At 59.0% G+C, this 14,135-nt stretch carries 12 protein-coding genes; 8 read left to right on the top strand and 4 right to left on the bottom strand.

The features are described 5' to 3' along the window. Nucleotides 1-152 precede the first annotated feature (152 nt). Nucleotides 153-1,373, top strand: coding sequence for an aminotransferase class V-fold PLP-dependent enzyme (locus NW834_RS06695; RefSeq protein ID WP_414351219.1), 1,221 nt, complete (start codon nucleotides 153-155; stop codon nucleotides 1,371-1,373). Nucleotides 1,374-1,795: 422 nt separating this feature from the next. Here the strand turns inward: NW834_RS06695 and NW834_RS06690 are convergent, their stop codons facing one another. Continuing rightward, on the bottom strand, nucleotides 1,796-2,791 hold the full coding sequence (locus NW834_RS06690) for a hypothetical protein (protein ID WP_414414037.1): 996 nt from the start codon (nucleotides 2,789-2,791) through the stop codon (nucleotides 1,796-1,798). A gap of 336 nt (nucleotides 2,792-3,127) precedes the next feature. Between NW834_RS06690 and NW834_RS06685 the strand changes: the two genes are divergently transcribed. Both NW834_RS06685 and NW834_RS06680 read left to right on the top strand, forming a co-directional pair. After that, a complete protein-coding gene (locus tag NW834_RS06685) occupies nucleotides 3,128-4,141 on the top strand; it encodes an ATP-binding cassette domain-containing protein (RefSeq protein ID WP_414426262.1) in 1,014 nt (337 codons plus the stop codon). 112 nt (nucleotides 4,142-4,253) lie between these two features. Continuing rightward, nucleotides 4,254-5,108, top strand: a complete 855-nt coding sequence (locus NW834_RS06680; protein WP_414408006.1) for an ABC transporter permease — start codon at nucleotides 4,254-4,256, stop codon at nucleotides 5,106-5,108. A gap of 24 nt (nucleotides 5,109-5,132) precedes the next feature. On the opposite strand, the gene NW834_RS06675 is transcribed toward NW834_RS06680, so the two are convergent. Further along, on the bottom strand, nucleotides 5,133-5,348 hold the full coding sequence (locus NW834_RS06675; RefSeq protein ID WP_011433464.1) for a hypothetical protein: 216 nt from the start codon (nucleotides 5,346-5,348) through the stop codon (nucleotides 5,133-5,135). Nucleotides 5,349-5,464: 116 nt separating this feature from the next. On the opposite strand from NW834_RS06675, the gene NW834_RS06670 reads away from it, so the two are divergent. The 4 genes from NW834_RS06670 to NW834_RS06655 all read left to right on the top strand — a co-directional run bounded on the left by NW834_RS06670 (nucleotide 5,465) and on the right by NW834_RS06655 (nucleotide 9,655). Beyond that, the gene (locus NW834_RS06670) at nucleotides 5,465-6,115 is read left to right on the top strand and encodes a class I SAM-dependent methyltransferase (protein WP_414417318.1); all 651 of its coding nucleotides are present in this window, start codon (nucleotides 5,465-5,467) and stop codon (nucleotides 6,113-6,115) included. Nucleotides 6,116-6,229: 114 nt separating this feature from the next. Then, nucleotides 6,230-7,252: a thiamine-phosphate kinase gene (gene thiL / locus NW834_RS06665; protein WP_414419148.1), complete on the top strand. Its 1,023-nt coding sequence runs from the start codon at nucleotides 6,230-6,232 to the stop codon at nucleotides 7,250-7,252. A gap of 201 nt (nucleotides 7,253-7,453) precedes the next feature. Next, nucleotides 7,454-8,047: a hypothetical protein gene (locus tag NW834_RS06660; protein WP_414419147.1), complete on the top strand. Its 594-nt coding sequence runs from the start codon at nucleotides 7,454-7,456 to the stop codon at nucleotides 8,045-8,047. A gap of 84 nt (nucleotides 8,048-8,131) precedes the next feature. Further along, a complete protein-coding gene (locus NW834_RS06655; RefSeq protein ID WP_414419146.1) occupies nucleotides 8,132-9,655 on the top strand; it encodes a S10 family peptidase in 1,524 nt (507 codons plus the stop codon). Between the two features lie 370 nt (nucleotides 9,656-10,025). Here the strand turns inward: NW834_RS06655 and NW834_RS06650 are convergent, their stop codons facing one another. Beyond that, a complete protein-coding gene (locus NW834_RS06650) occupies nucleotides 10,026-12,002 on the bottom strand; it encodes a protein kinase domain-containing protein (protein ID WP_414419145.1) in 1,977 nt (658 codons plus the stop codon). A 136-nt stretch (nucleotides 12,003-12,138) separates the two neighbouring features. Between NW834_RS06650 and NW834_RS06645 the strand changes: the two genes are divergently transcribed. Beyond that, the gene (locus tag NW834_RS06645; protein ID WP_414351233.1) at nucleotides 12,139-13,020 is read left to right on the top strand and encodes an inositol monophosphatase family protein; all 882 of its coding nucleotides are present in this window, start codon (nucleotides 12,139-12,141) and stop codon (nucleotides 13,018-13,020) included. Here the strand turns inward: NW834_RS06645 and NW834_RS06640 are convergent. Further along, the gene (locus NW834_RS06640; protein WP_414351237.1) at nucleotides 12,975-13,958 is read right to left on the bottom strand and encodes a glycosyltransferase family 2 protein; all 984 of its coding nucleotides are present in this window, start codon (nucleotides 13,956-13,958) and stop codon (nucleotides 12,975-12,977) included. The genes NW834_RS06645 and NW834_RS06640 overlap by 46 nt on opposite strands. Nucleotides 13,959-14,135: the final 177 nt, after the last annotated feature.

Genomic DNA, 14,135 nt, shown 5'->3' with positions numbered 1-14,135 from the left:
GGTTCTGACATTCAGTCGAGATGCCATTGGTCTCCACATCAGCGGTGTTGATAGGTGTTGATATCTTCGGATTTCTGAGCAAACCCCTCACACAGATCGCAGCAATTCCCCCATCTTTTTCCTGCATCGTCCAGGGACAGAGGGAGTGAACCATGCCTTCTTTCCCCAATATGGGATCCACTTCTCCTCGCTTTAGCTCTGCCCTCAGCGCCGATGCACCGCTTTGCGAACGCTCCTTGTGGGGACTGGATCCGCAAGCCGTTTTTTTGAATCACGGCTCCTACGGCGCGACCCCGAAAAAGGTGTTGCAGGCCCAGAGTGTATGGCGGGAACGCCTGGAGGCTCAGCCGGTGCAGTTTATGGGAGAGGAACTTCCTCGAGCCTTGCGGGCGGCGGCAGCAGAACTGGCCCATTTCGTCGGGGCCGAACCCGAAAATTTGGTGTTTGTGGAAAATGCCACCAGCGGGGTCAATGCCGTTTTGCGCTCGCTGCGGTTCCGGCCAGAGGATCAGATCGCCTGCACCAATCACGGTTACGGGGCCGTTCGTCAGGCATTGCAGTACATCTGTGCCCAGTGGGGAGCCATCCCAGTTGAGGCGCAGATCCCTTTCCCCATTGCGGGGCCAGAGCAGGTTATCGCGGCCTTCGAGGCCATCCTCACTCCCCAAACTCGCCTGGCGGTGTTGGATCACCTCACCTCGCCTACGGCTCTGATCTACCCCCTGCCTGAGCTGATCGGCCTCTGTCGGGAGCGCGGGATCCCGGTTTTGGTGGATGGCGCCCATGCCCCCGGAGTTCTCCCCTTGGAGTTGGAAAAGCTAGGAGCCGATTGGTACACCGGCAATGCCCACAAGTGGCTGTTTGCCCCGAAAGGCTGTGCCTTTTTGTGGGTGGCCCCCTATCGACAGGCCCAAACTCATCCTACGGTGATCTCCCACGGCTATGGGCAAGGGTTCACAGCGGAGTTCGACTGGGTGGGCACACGGGATCCCAGCGCTTGGTTGGCCATTTCAGCAGCCCTGGCGTTTATCCAAGGGGTGGGACTGGACAACATCCGTCAGCACAACCACACTCTGCTGCTGCAGGCGCGGCAGTTGCTCTTGGAGGCTCTTGAGGGGATCCCGCCCGCCCCCGAAAAGATGTTGGGCTTTATGGCCACCCTACCCTTGCCGCCATTTTGGCAGCAGTGGATCCCTGAGCTTCCTCTTGAGGAGCGCGCCCGTCGGCTTCACGATTACCTCTGGTACAAGTACCGCATTGAGGTTCCGATCATCCCCTTCGCCGGGCAGCTTTGGGTACGCATCTCGGCCCAGGTCTACAACCGTTTGGCAGAGTACGAACAGTTGGCGCTGGCCTTGCAGCATCTGCCCTGAGGTTTTGTCGGTTGAGCCGCTTTCACGACATTGCAAGTATAGTTGCTTCGCACACCAGTAAAACGATTCCAGATCTATGGTCAATTCAGTTGAGGATGAGATGACGTTACAGGTAGGATGGCATGCCAGTAGACCTCAGAAAGAAGCCTTGACCTGAGAGAGAGTCGTAGGGCATGTCCAGGAAGGGAGCAGACCCACAGACGTACAAAGCCGGTCATACAGCGGAAGGGAAGGGTATGGGAGTCGGTAAAAGCAGCGCGGAACGCTTGGGGAGCGTCTCAATCTAGTTTGAAGCGACCGCAGTGCTTTCAAGAGGGCAAGGATGCATGCAGATGGAGGAACTTCTGTTGATGAAGTGACAAGGCCTGCTTTTGCGAGTCGGACTATTCTACTGGCCAGTGTCTCATTGCTATTTGAATTGACTATCTGAAAAAGTCAGAAAACGTATCCCGCAGATCCGAAAGCCGATCGTTGAAGCAGGTAAGCCGATCCCCTACAGAGTTCACCAGCGTCAGATCTGCCCGACCGGTTGCCCCTTCGGATCCCAGTAGAGGAACGCTCATGCGGCTGGGATCCGTGGGATTCTGGGAAACGCGGATGACGGCTCGATCGCGGTTAAATTGATAAGCCTCGGCCACATAGCGGATGGGCTCGCTCAAGGTGGGATCCACCGGCAGCCCTGGGGCCGGCAGGAGATCCACCAGCTCGGTGAACGTGCCACTCCGCAGGCCCACCACGGCAGCAGCTCCCAACTGGTTACAAATGGCAATGAGAACCGGCTCTTGGGCAGTGGCGGTGAGGTTGGCCAAGGTAACCGTGACCGTGGCGCGGCTGGCTGCCGGCGGGTAGGTGACCTCAAAGGTGCGGGCAAAGGCATTGCCCAGCTCGTCGCGGGCGCGAAAGCGAAGCTGCCCGGTGTAGGGCAGGATGGAAGAAAAGTAGATGCCAAAGCGGTCGCTGGGACTCCGTCCGGGGATATTGGCCTGTCCGGGGACATAGGCAAGGGCAGCCCGGCTTTGCCACTGATTGGGCGGGGTGTAGGGCAGCAGCGGGCCACTGGTGAAGTTGGGGGGTTCTTTGGGGGGCAGATCCGGCTGGCCATCTCTGTTCAGATCCAGCCCATTGCCCAAGAAGGCCACCGAGCGCTGTAAGAGAATAGGACGGTTTTGGTTATCCAAAAGGGGATTCCGCCTTTCTGCCAGCCCGGCATTGTCCACATAGACATTAAGGGGGCGATTTAGGATTTGGTTATCCCGCTGCCGCCGCATGTTGAACTGTAGGTAGGGCCCCACTGCGCCCGCTGCCGGGGATCCTCCTGTGATTTCAAAATCATCCGCCCGCAGGAAGACATTTTCCAGGGGGCCCAGAGGAGTTGTTCCCTCGCCGCAACCGACCAAGCCAAGCGCTAAAATGGCCAAGGCTGTATAAGCTACAACAGAGCATCCTTTTTCGATAGGGGAATCCGAGCTCCCACAAGTCGGCAGCAGGGGCCGGCAGGCATGCTTTGGCTTCAGCATTCATCTCCTCTCCACAACAGACACCTTGGCGAGGGTTAAACCCAACCGGACTGAGTTGAGGATGGGCGGGGATCCCTCTGCACTCATCGGATTCGCCTGAACCACTATACCGTGAGCCTCGGTTCAGCTCCCACCATCCCTAGGGGGCTGGCGGCAACGAGCAAGAAATGGTGGCGATCCCTGGCCTCATCTCCCGAACAGGCTTGATAGCCTAGAGGAAGCGAGATGTGGATACCCATGTCAGATACTCCTGCGGTCTTGGTAGAGCAACTTCAAAAGCGCTACGGATCCACAGTGGCCGTGGCGGACGTCTCGTTTCAGGTGAAACCCGGCCAGATCTACGGCATTCTCGGCCCCAATGGGGCCGGCAAGACCACCACTTTGCATTGCCTTTGCACCTTGCTTCGTCCCGATGCGGGCCGGATAGAGGTGTACGGGATCCCAGCCAGCGAAAACCCCAAAGCGGTACGAGAAAAACTGGGGTTTGTCGCCCAAGAGGTGGCCTTGGATAAGGTGCTGACCGGGCGAGAATTGTTGCAGTTGCAGGCCGATCTCCACCACCTGCCTCGCCCCTTGGCTCAAGAGCGAATCGTTGCCGTCCTGGAACTGCTGGGGCTGACCGACCGCGCCGACCAACTCATCGGTACCTACTCCGGCGGGCTGCGCAAACGCTTGGATCTGGCGGCAGGACTGCTCCATCAACCCCAGGTGCTGGTCTTGGACGAGCCCACGGTGGGCCTGGACATTCCCAGTCGGCTGGCCATCTGGGATTTTTTGCGCCAACTCAAGAACACAGGGATCACAGTGGTGCTCAGCAGCCACTACCTGGAGGAGATCGACCTGCTGGCGGATCGGGTGGCCATCATCGACCGGGGCAAGGTGATTGCCGAGGGAACCCCCGAGGAGCTGAAAACCCGCGTCGGCGGCGAGCGCATCACCGTCAAGCTGCAGGAATTTGCCCCGGCGGAACTGGCCCAACGGGGTGCCCAACTGCTGGGATCCCTGCCCTTTGTCCAGAAGGTGGTGATCAACAGCGCCCAGGGCAACGCCCTGAACCTGGTGGTGCAGCGGAATGGAGAGGATCCCCTCAGCCAGATTCGCGCCCACTTGCAGGCTCATGGGCTAGAGGTGTTCAGCAGCACCCAGTCTCGTCCCAGCTTGGATGATGTGTATTTGGCGGCAACCGGGCAAACCCTGATGGACGCGGAGCTGGCCGCTGCCGAGGCCAATCTGGGCAAAAAGAAAAAGTAACTTCATCACCTCATGCTCGAGCCCTATTGATCCCTATACAAAGGCACATCGAGGTATTTGGTAGATGGATTTGGAATGGATTGATTGATCGCAACCCTACAGGAGCTTTGGTATGAACTCTGCCTCTTCCTCGGTTCAACCCAACCCGATCCCCCTTCTGACGGCTGATTTTTGGCAGGAGACCTTTGCCCTCACCCGCCGCTTGTTTATCCAACTGCAGCGTCGCCCCACAACCTTGCTGGCCGGCATTATCCAGCCGTTGCTCTGGCTGATTCTATTTGGAGCCTTGTTTCAGAATGCTCCTGCCGGCATTTTCGGGGCCGGACAAAACTACACCCAGTTTTTGGGGGCGGGAGTCATCGTGTTTACGGCTTTTGGTGGAGCCTTGAATGCCGGAGTGCCGGTGATTTTCGACCGAGAATTTGGCTTTTTGAACCGGTTGTTGGTGGCTCCCCTCACCTCTCGTTTTTCCATTGTTCTTGCTTCTAGCCTGTTTATCGTCAGCTTGGCGTTGCTGCAGACGGCAGTCATTGTGGGGGCAGACTACGCCCTTGGGGCCGGGATCCCCGACGGGCCAGGCTTGGCGGTGGTGGCCTTGATCGTGGGCCTGTTGGTCTTGGGCTTCACGGCCCTGAGCTTGGGCTTGGCCTTTGCCATGCCGGGGCACCAGCAATTGCTGGCTTTCATCTTTTTGGTCAACTTGCCCCTGATCTTTTCCAGCACGGCCTTGGCTCCCCTGAGCTTTATGCCCACCTGGCTGCGTTGGGTGGCCAGCCTCAACCCCCTCACTTTTGCCATCGAGCCCATCCGCCATGTCTACCGCAGCGATAGCTGGAGCTGGGCCGATGTGGTGCTGCAGGCTCCCTGGGGCGATCTCACCCTGGCGGGATCCCTGGGCCTCTTGACGGGGTTTGTCGTAGTGTCGGTTCTACTGGTGCAGGGGGTGTTGCGCAAAAGCTTGGCCTGAGCCTCTCTGCCCAGGCTGTGCCGCTCAAAGCCACTGGCGGGAAACGGACTTCTCCATAGCTGCCTGTGCCCGCTGCACCAGAGCCAGGGGGCTGTCCTGGGCTGGGGAAACGCTGAGAGAAGGAGTAAGGCTGCGAGCCTGCAGAGCCATGTGGAGCTGCAGTTCGGTTACGTACTCTCGCAGGCCAAAGTTAGACCCAGAAGAAGAAGGAGCCGCTGAAGAGGGGTGAGACACAGACATCACGGCAAAGAGTCCTTCGCGAAATGGCCACTGTTGCTCTGCTAAGGTATCACGCCCACCCCTTTTCCGAAGCTTCCAAAATGTTAGCTTTGATTAAGATTTGCAACCGTTTGGCCATGGTGGTGCTCAAGGATTGGCAGCGCTCCAAGTTGGATCCCAGCGACGATGCCCTCTTTTACAGCTATCCTCGCTTCGTGACTCATGTGGATTCTGGCTTCATCGGCCAGCTCACCGATCTGTACCGCGAGCATCTGCGGCCCCAGACCCGCATTCTCGATCTGATGAGCAGTTGGGTCTCCCATTTGCCGCCTGAGATGGAGTTTGCCCATGTGGAGGGGCATGGGATGAACCCGGAGGAACTGGCGGCCAACCCCCGGCTGGATCACTTCTTCATCCAGAACTTGAACCAAAACCCAGTTCTGCCCTTCCCCGATCACTCCTTCGATGCGGTGCTGAATACGGTTTCGGTGCAGTATCTGCAGCAGCCGGAGCAGGTGTTTGCCGAGGTGTATCGCATTCTAAAGCCCCAGGGCCTGTTCATCGTCAGCTTCTCCAATCGCATGTTTTTCCAGAAGGCGATCCAGGCTTGGCGGGACAACTCTGAGGCGGGGCGAGTGGAGTTGGTCAGGCGCTATTTTGAGTCGGTGCCAGGGTTTGCGGTGGTGAAGGTGATCCAGCGGCCTGCCCCTATGGGTTGGCTGGGCTTTTGGGCAGGCGGAGGCGGGGATCCCTTCTATGCCCTGATTGGACAGCGGACGGCGGGGTAGAATTCTCCAGCTTGCCTGTGGCGTGCAGGCGGGATCCTTGGAAATCTCCAACAAGAACCCATCATCCATCAGCTTTTTCAGCTTTGCTATCCTCGCTACCCTCAGAGGGCTGTTTTGTTCTCCGGTCTTCCTGACAGTGCTTCTCCACAAAACGGCAATCCTTCCCCCCTACCCATCTCGGCAATTGGGGAGGCGGGGCTGCTGCAGATCGTGCAGCGCTACTGTCCGGCCCAGGTGGTGGGAGACGATGCGGCGGTGTTAGCTGCTCCGGAGGGGCAGTTGGTGGTGACAACCGATGTGTTGGTGGAGGGAGTTCACTTCAGCGATCTGACGACCCCGGCCCATGCGGTGGGCTGGCGCGCGGTGGCCGCCAATCTATCGGATCTGGCCGCGATGGGATCCCGTCCGCAGGCGTTGGTGGTGGGTTTGGGCTTGCCGGGCTCCACACCGGTTGCTTGGGTGGAGGAGCTTTATCAAGGGATGCGGGACTGTTGCGCCCGCTGGGAATGCCAACTGGTGGGAGGGGATCTGTGTCGGTCGCCGCATCGATTTGTGGCAATCACGGCCCTGGGATCGGTGCAGCCGGGGCGGGCCATTCAGCGCAGACGGGCTCAACCCGGCGATTGGCTGGTGGTAACAGGGCCCCACGGAGATGCGCGGGCAGGCTTGGAACTGCTTCTCCATCCTGAACAGGGATCCTCAGCTACGGCGGCCGAGCGCGAGCAGTTGATCAGGGCTCACCAATACCCACGCCCGCGCCTGGATCTGGTGCCCCTCTTGGAAGGGATCCCGGATCCCTTGCGCATTGCCGGCATGGATACCAGCGATGGTTTGGCAGATGCCCTGGTGCAGGTGTGTCAGGCCAGCGGGGTGGAGGCAAGGATTGCCGTGGAGCGGATCCCGATTTCAAAAGCTTTGCGGCAGGCTTTCCCGGCCCAAGCCTGGGAGTGGGCGCTTTATGGGGGCGAAGATTTTGAGCTGCTCCTCAGTGCCGAGGTGTCGGTGGCCAAGCATCTGTTGGAAAGATTGCCGGGGGCCGTTTGGATTGGAGAAGTGACAGGCTGGGATCCGCAGGGAACCGTCTGGCTGAAGGACGGGCAAGCCCTCAGTCGTCAGCAAGCCTTCCAGCATTTCTAAGAGGCGTTGTGCTGCAGGATGGTCACCCAAACTGCCAACAGTTGAAGACAAATCGACTTGTGGGGGAAAACAAGCTTCAGGAAGGATTCGGTAACCTAGAAGTGGAGAGAAGCTGAGACAAGGAAGCAAATTGACCTGGAATAGCTTCGGGCAACTGCTGAGAACTCCGCAGAACTTGGAGAAGCATTGGAGACTCTACTCATGAAAGCTATCTTAACAGCAGCCATTCTTGGCCTGGCCGGGATCCCTTCGTTGGCCCCCTTGCCCAGTTCGGCTCAGCCGCTTTTTGAATTGGGTGCCTACCGCCTTGAGCAGGGGACGATTATCCCGGTCGGCAGCCTGAGCAGCGAAGGGCCGCAATACTTTTATCCCGACACCGTCTATCCCCTGGAAGTGGCCGTTACTCAGAACATTTTTGACAGCCAGGGGCGCTTGGTGATCCCGGCGGGTAGCCGCATTTTTGGACAGATGGAACCTGCACCGGGCGGATCCCGCTTTGTCGGCACTTCCATTGTTCTCGGCGGTCGTACCTACAGCCTGCGGGCTTCCTCCAACATCCTCCACGACGAAAAGGATCCCCGTCAGTATTCGGCTGAGGCCATTGCTCAAGATGCAGCCATTGGGGCAGCCGCAGGGGCCATTTTGGGGGCGATCACGGGCGGAGTCTCGGTGGGCAATGTCTTAGGAGGCGCCGTGACCGGAGTGGTGGTGGGCAATGTTACCGCTCCCCAGGTGGTGGTGCTGCGCCCCGGCCAATCTTTCAATCTGACCTTGGAAGCTCCGCTGACTTTGTGAGGTGCCGTTTGGAGATTCCTCTGGGAGTGTTGAGGGTCGGCAACTTGTGATTCACTGGGGATCAGACTGCGGATCCCTGTTTTCATGGCTACTGAATCTAAGCCCACTTCCCCCCTCTCCTCCACCGAGCACAGGTTTACGGCTGGAGAGGAGAGCTTTACCTACAGAGCGCTGGCCGGTTGGCAGACCCTTTTCCAGCGGGAAAAGCCGGTGGCCGAGATCTTTCACGTCGCCTATCTAAAGCAAGACTCCGCCTCTCAGCACCGCCCTCTCACTTTTGTGTTCAACGGTGGGCCTGGGGCAGCTTCTGCCTACCTGCACATGGGAGCGCTGGGGCCCAAACGGATTTGCTTCGGGCCCAACGGCAGTTTGCCCCCCTCCCCGGTGCGGCTGGTGGACAATGCCGAAAGTTGGTTGCCCTTTTCCGACCTGGTCTTTGTCGATCCGGTGGGGACGGGGTTCAGCCGCGCCCTGCCCAAGGATTCTCAAGACCCCAAAGATTCCCGGGAGAAATCCGATCCGGCATCCAAGCCCCCTCAGCCGGATGCTAAGGCGGAGGAGCCTCCTAAGGAATCGCCCTTCTGGGATGTGGAGCGGGATTTGCAATCCTTGGGAGAATTCATTCAGGGCTTTCTTTCCCGATACAAACGCTGGCTCTCCCCCATTTTCATTGCCGGCGAGAGTTACGGTGGGTTTCGGGTGGCGCGGCTGGCCAAGGAGCTGCAATCCAAGTTTGGCGTGGGCCTGTCGGGGGCCATTCTCATCTCGCCTGCGATTGAGTTTGGGTTGCTGGAGACCAACGATTACAACCTCAGCACCTGGGCAGCCCTTTTCCCTTCCTATGTGGCCACAGCAGCCCATCATGGACGGTGTGGCTGGGGGGAGGATTTGCAGATCCTGCTGCCCAAAGCAGAACACTTTGCCCGACAACGTCTGCTGCCCCTCTTGGCCATGGGGGAGGCAATGCCAGAGGCAGAACGGCAAGCGGTGTATCAGGAAATGGCAGCAGGGATCGGCCTATCTCCAGAATATGTAGCCCACAAAGGCGGGCGGATCGATATCGCCAGTTTTGCCCGCGAGCTGTTGCGGTCGCAGCGACTGGTGCTGGGGCTCTACGATGCTTCTGTAACCACGGTGGATCCCTTTCCGGATCGGCCTACCTTCGAGGGATCCGATCCCACCTTGGATGGGATCGATCGCCTGTTCACGGCAGCCATCAACAGCCACTTGCGAGAGACCTTGCAGGTGGAAACGGAGTTGACCTATCACCTACTGAACCTGGAGGTGTTCAAGTCCTGGCGGTTCACCCCAAAAGGAGAGTTGAAGCAAGGATTCATCGGGGCAATGGACGAGCTGCGCAGCAGCATGGCCCTCAACCCCCACATGCGGGTGAGCATTCATCATGGCTTTTACGACCTGGTCACGCCCTACTTTGCCTCGAATCACCTGGTGGATTTGATGAAGTTGGATCCGCGGTTGAAGGCCAACCTCACCCTACGTCATTATCGCGGCGGACACATGTTCTACACCTGGGATCCCTCGCGATTGGAGTGGTTTACAGAAATGCGTGAGTTTTACTCGAAAACAGCTTCCAGCTCAGAGTCATAACATACTCGCCGGGCGAGGATTCTGGTTCCTGGTTTTGCAGCAGCACTTATAGTCAATTCAAATGGCAATGAGACACTAGCCGGTGCAATAGCTCCGCTAGAAAGTTCCTCTATAGCGTGCATCCTTGCCCTCTTGAAATTTAGGCCAGGACAGTGGCCCACACCCAAAACGTTGCATGCACAGGGCCATAGGGCTTTTCTCAGTAGCTCAAACGACCCTACTCCCTACAACCAGTCGCGTAGCTCTGAGCTGGGGATCTCACGGCGCTCCCCGGTAACCGTGAGAAAAATCGTGAGAAAAATAATGAGCGGTTTTGATTCCTGTCTTTCCCTCTTCTTGAGAGAGAGAACTCAGATGGGATCCCTGGGGCCTAAGAGGCTTGTTGTTGACTTTGAACAGGAGGGATCCGGCGCAAATTCAAAAGCACCATTGCGCTAAGGGGGCGCGTGTTGGCCAGTAGCCCCACGATCAGCAGCAGCCAACTGTTCAAGGTAGTATTGTCCAGCAGCCAACCCATCAACAGAGCCGATCCTGCCCCTTCGGCAACTGCCGCCAAGATCCAAGCCCGGCTACCTTTCCAGCGCTGAGACCACAAGGCCCATTGCAGCCCACCAACGCCAACCCCCACCAGCAAACCGCGCAGCGCATCTCCCATTGCCTGCAAGACATTTTGGAGCCAGGGATCCGTCGGGTTAAAAGCAGAGGTTGCTACCCCCACCTGGGGAGCGAGGAAATCCGCCGCCGCCCAGCCCAAAGCCGTGGCCAGCAAAGTTGCAGCCACCCATCCCACCGAAACCTGCCGCCGCAACACCAGCCACTGCAGCAGCCCCATCAGCAAGCCAAGGCCGGCTCCAGCCACCGCTTCTTGTAGTGATCCCAAAGCCGCCAGCAGAGGCGCTGATGCCCCCAGCCCCAGGTAGCCGATCCCAGCCGCCCCCAAATTGGCCAAGAGCCAACTCAACGCCGACCCTTTGCCCAGGCGGGGTGCATTCAGGGGTGCATCCAACAGATGAGAGCCGGACTTGCTGTTGACATGTTCCTGCCCAACCTTCTGTTCCACCTCGCGCAGCCCCTGTTCCGCTGAAGGGTTACCCGGCTCCAGCCGCAGCACCCCTTGATAATCCATCTGGGCAAGGCCCCAATGTCCCTGCCGTTGGTGGGCCAGGCCGCGGTAGAGATAGTAGCGGGCTTCGTTGGGGGCGCTCTGGATCAGCTCATTGAGCAGATGGACGGCCATCTTGTACTCGCCTGCCTCGATCAGCCTTACCGCCCGTTGTAGCTTTTCTTCCTCGTCTGGGGCGGCTCGACCCATCGGCTGTTGGGAAGTCGGCTGGCCAAATCCGGTCGGGATCCGCTGGGGACGAACACCTGGAGATGCAGGAGATGAACTTGGGGGAACGAACGGGGCAGGAGGGGCAACCTTGTTTCCATAGACAGCCTGTAGCTGCTGGCTGAGCCCTTCCATGTTGGCTGGGCGGAGGGCAGGGTCTTTCTCTAGGCACTGGAGGACAACCTTCTCCAGGGCAGCGGGGATGGGGTGGGCTAGCTTGTGGTCTTGGAAGGGGCGGGGCTTTTGAAAGTTGTGGACGTGGTACCAGCCTTGCAAGGTGTCGGTATCCGGCTCGAAGGGCAACGCACCAGTTAACAGCTCGTACAGCACCACCCCCAGGGAATAGATGTCGGAGCGGCCATCCAGCTTTTCTCCGCGCATTTGCTCGGGCGAGGCATAGACCATCGTGCCCAAAAAATAGCCCGTCTGCGTCAGGCCACGAGAGGTCTCCCCCATGAGCTTGGAAATGCCAAAGTCCAGGATCTTGACCCGCTCTTTCCCATCGGGCCCTTTCTGCACAAAGATGTTGCTGGGTTTAATGTCGCGGTGGATGACGCCGCGAATGGAGTGCTTGCCCAGATCCATCTGAAAGTTGTGGGCGTGGTGCAGGGCAGAGCAAATTTGCAGAGCCAAGTTCACCACTCGCTCTGGGTGCAGGGGGCCTTCCCGAGCCAGCACATAGTCCAACCCCTGGCCGCTGTAGGGTTTGGCATTCAGGTACTCCATCACCAGATAGGGCTGGTTTTGGTACAGGCCGTAAGAGCGCACCTGCACGATGTTGGGGTGCTCGCCCAACAGAGCGCTGACCCTGGCCTCATCCATGAAGCGTTGCTGCAGTTGCTGGTAGTACTCTGGGCCCATGTCCGGGGGCGGCGGGCGCAACAACTTGACGGCCACCAGCTCGTCATTGAGCTGGGTATCCACCGCCTCGAACACATTGCCGTAGCCACCCTCGCTGATGTGGCGGGTCAGCCGGTAGCGGTTGCCAATCAGTTGTCCAATCAGGCGCTGGTTCATGGAGGAGGGTGGCCAGCTGGGGAGTTTACCTATGATTCTAGTCAGCTTAGGGGCTTAAAACCTGCTGGTGAGGGATCCGCTGCCATTGCGACCCCTTTTCCACCCCAAAAGCCAGGGATCCCGCTAGGATTGGGGCATGAGTGCTCCTTCTGCAACTGCTGCTCTATCCCCTTTCTGGCTGGAGGTTACCGAGTTTGCCCTGCAGGCTACGGCCAGCGTGGGATCCCAGCTCTTGGCAGACTTTGGCCAGGCCCACCCTACGGTTCGCGCCAGCGGGACGGAGTCCTTAAAAGCCGACGGCAGCTTGGTAACCTCTTCCGACGAGTGGGCGGATCGCGCTTTTCAAGGGGCCATTGCCGCTGCCTACCCCGATCACGGTTATCTGAGCGAGGAATCCAACCACATTTTTCCCGAGAAGGAGTGGTGTTGGGTAGTGGATCCTTTGGATGGCACCACCAATTTTGCCCGTGGGATCCCCATTTGGGGCAGCTCCTTGGCTTTGCTGCATTGGGGCGTGCCGGTGTTTGGCTGTGTCCATCTGCCGCCCATCCGCCAGACTTTTTACGGTTATTGGCCTCGGTTTCCTGGGGATGCAGCAGCAGGAGCTTTTCTCACCCGCCACGACCGGGATCCCGCCTGTCCCCAGCCAATCCGTCCTAGCACCGCCTCACCCGGCCCCAACCAATTGTTCAATTTCTGTTCCCGCAGCAGCCATTGGATTAGCCCGCAATTCCCTTGCAAAGCGCGGATGTTGGGGGGCGCTGCCTACAACCTGCTGGCGGTGGCCGGTGGCAGCCTTTTGGGGGCGGTAGAACGCTCGCCCAAGATCTGGGATGTGGCGGCAGTGTGGGCCATTGTCAAGGGGGCCGGCGCCGTTTGGGAACCCCTGAGCTGTGCCGATCCGGATCCCGGCCAGCCTCTCATTCCCGGCAAGGATTATGGCCGACTCACTTACCCCGCCCTGGTGGCAGCTCAAGCCGAGTGGATCCCCTTATTTCGCGCCTTCATCGCTCTGTAGCTTTCGTAAACGGCCTGCACGTTGTACCAGTTGAGGAAAAAAATCCGGCACAGCTCCAAGGCCAACTGCGAGCGGCCATGCCGGATCAACCAGCGCAGCAGCGGTTCCACCCGCTTCTCGTTCAGCCAGCCCCCCAGGGATAAAAGGCCCCACAGGAATTGGTGCAGGGGCGTCAGTTGGATCATCAGGCGCACGGCCCAGGTGGGGTGTTTTTGGTAAAAGAGAATACCCATGCGGCCCCGCTGCCGTTCCCGCTCAATCAATCCTGGGATCTGCTGCAGCTCAAAGGGCGGATGCCAGTGGTAGCCGGTGGCCTGGGGGCACTTGACCAGGCGCAGGCCCAAACGTTTTAGCCGCACCCCCAGCTCCAGGTCTTCCCAGCCGTAGAGGTGAAACCGCTCGTCAAAGGGGCCGGCGGGGGTTTCGCAGGCCAGCTCCAACCAATGGCGGGCAATGGCCACGTTGCCGGTGGCGAAAAAGGCTGCCGAAAAATCGGTGGGCTTGAAGGGTTCGGAGCGGGGATCCTGAAAATTGCTCGTGTTGATCACCCGCCCGTAGGTGAAGACCTTGGCCTCGTGGGGGGAGCGGGGATCCCCTGTAACGCCGTGCCGCCGCAGCATCTGGGCGTGGCTAGCCAAGAAGTGATCCACCACCACCAGGTCGCTGTCGATAAAGACGATGAGGGATCCCTGGGCGTGGCGAAACCCCAGGTTGCGGGCAGCGGCGGGGCCACGGTGCTCCTGCTGCAACAGTTTCCACTGGGGCAAGCCGATGGGGTTGTTCTGCAGCCATTCCACTGTGCCATCGGTGGAGCCGTCGTCCACCACCACCACCTCGTAGCCCTCGTAGGGGCCGGGCTGTTGCTGCGCCAAGGCCCGCAGACACTGCTCCAAAATGGGACGGCGGTTGTAGGTGGGAATGATGACGCTGATGTACACCGGGGATCCCTGGAGATGGCCGTGCAACCTTAGAGCAAAAGTTGAGCAAAACGCTTCAGGGAGGAGGGGTTCGCGCTGCCTGTTAGGCTAGAGGGCTTTTAGGAGCATGACTCTAGTCAATAATAAGCTCAACTATACTGAAAATAATGTATAATATGTTCAGTACGGATTACTACC

Origin of the sequence: Synechococcus sp. R60.1 (assembly GCF_047461835.1) — a bacterium.
Taxonomy (GTDB): domain Bacteria; phylum Cyanobacteriota; class Cyanobacteriia; order Thermostichales; family Thermostichaceae; genus Thermostichus.
This window is presented reverse-complemented; position numbering and strand designations above follow the sequence as displayed.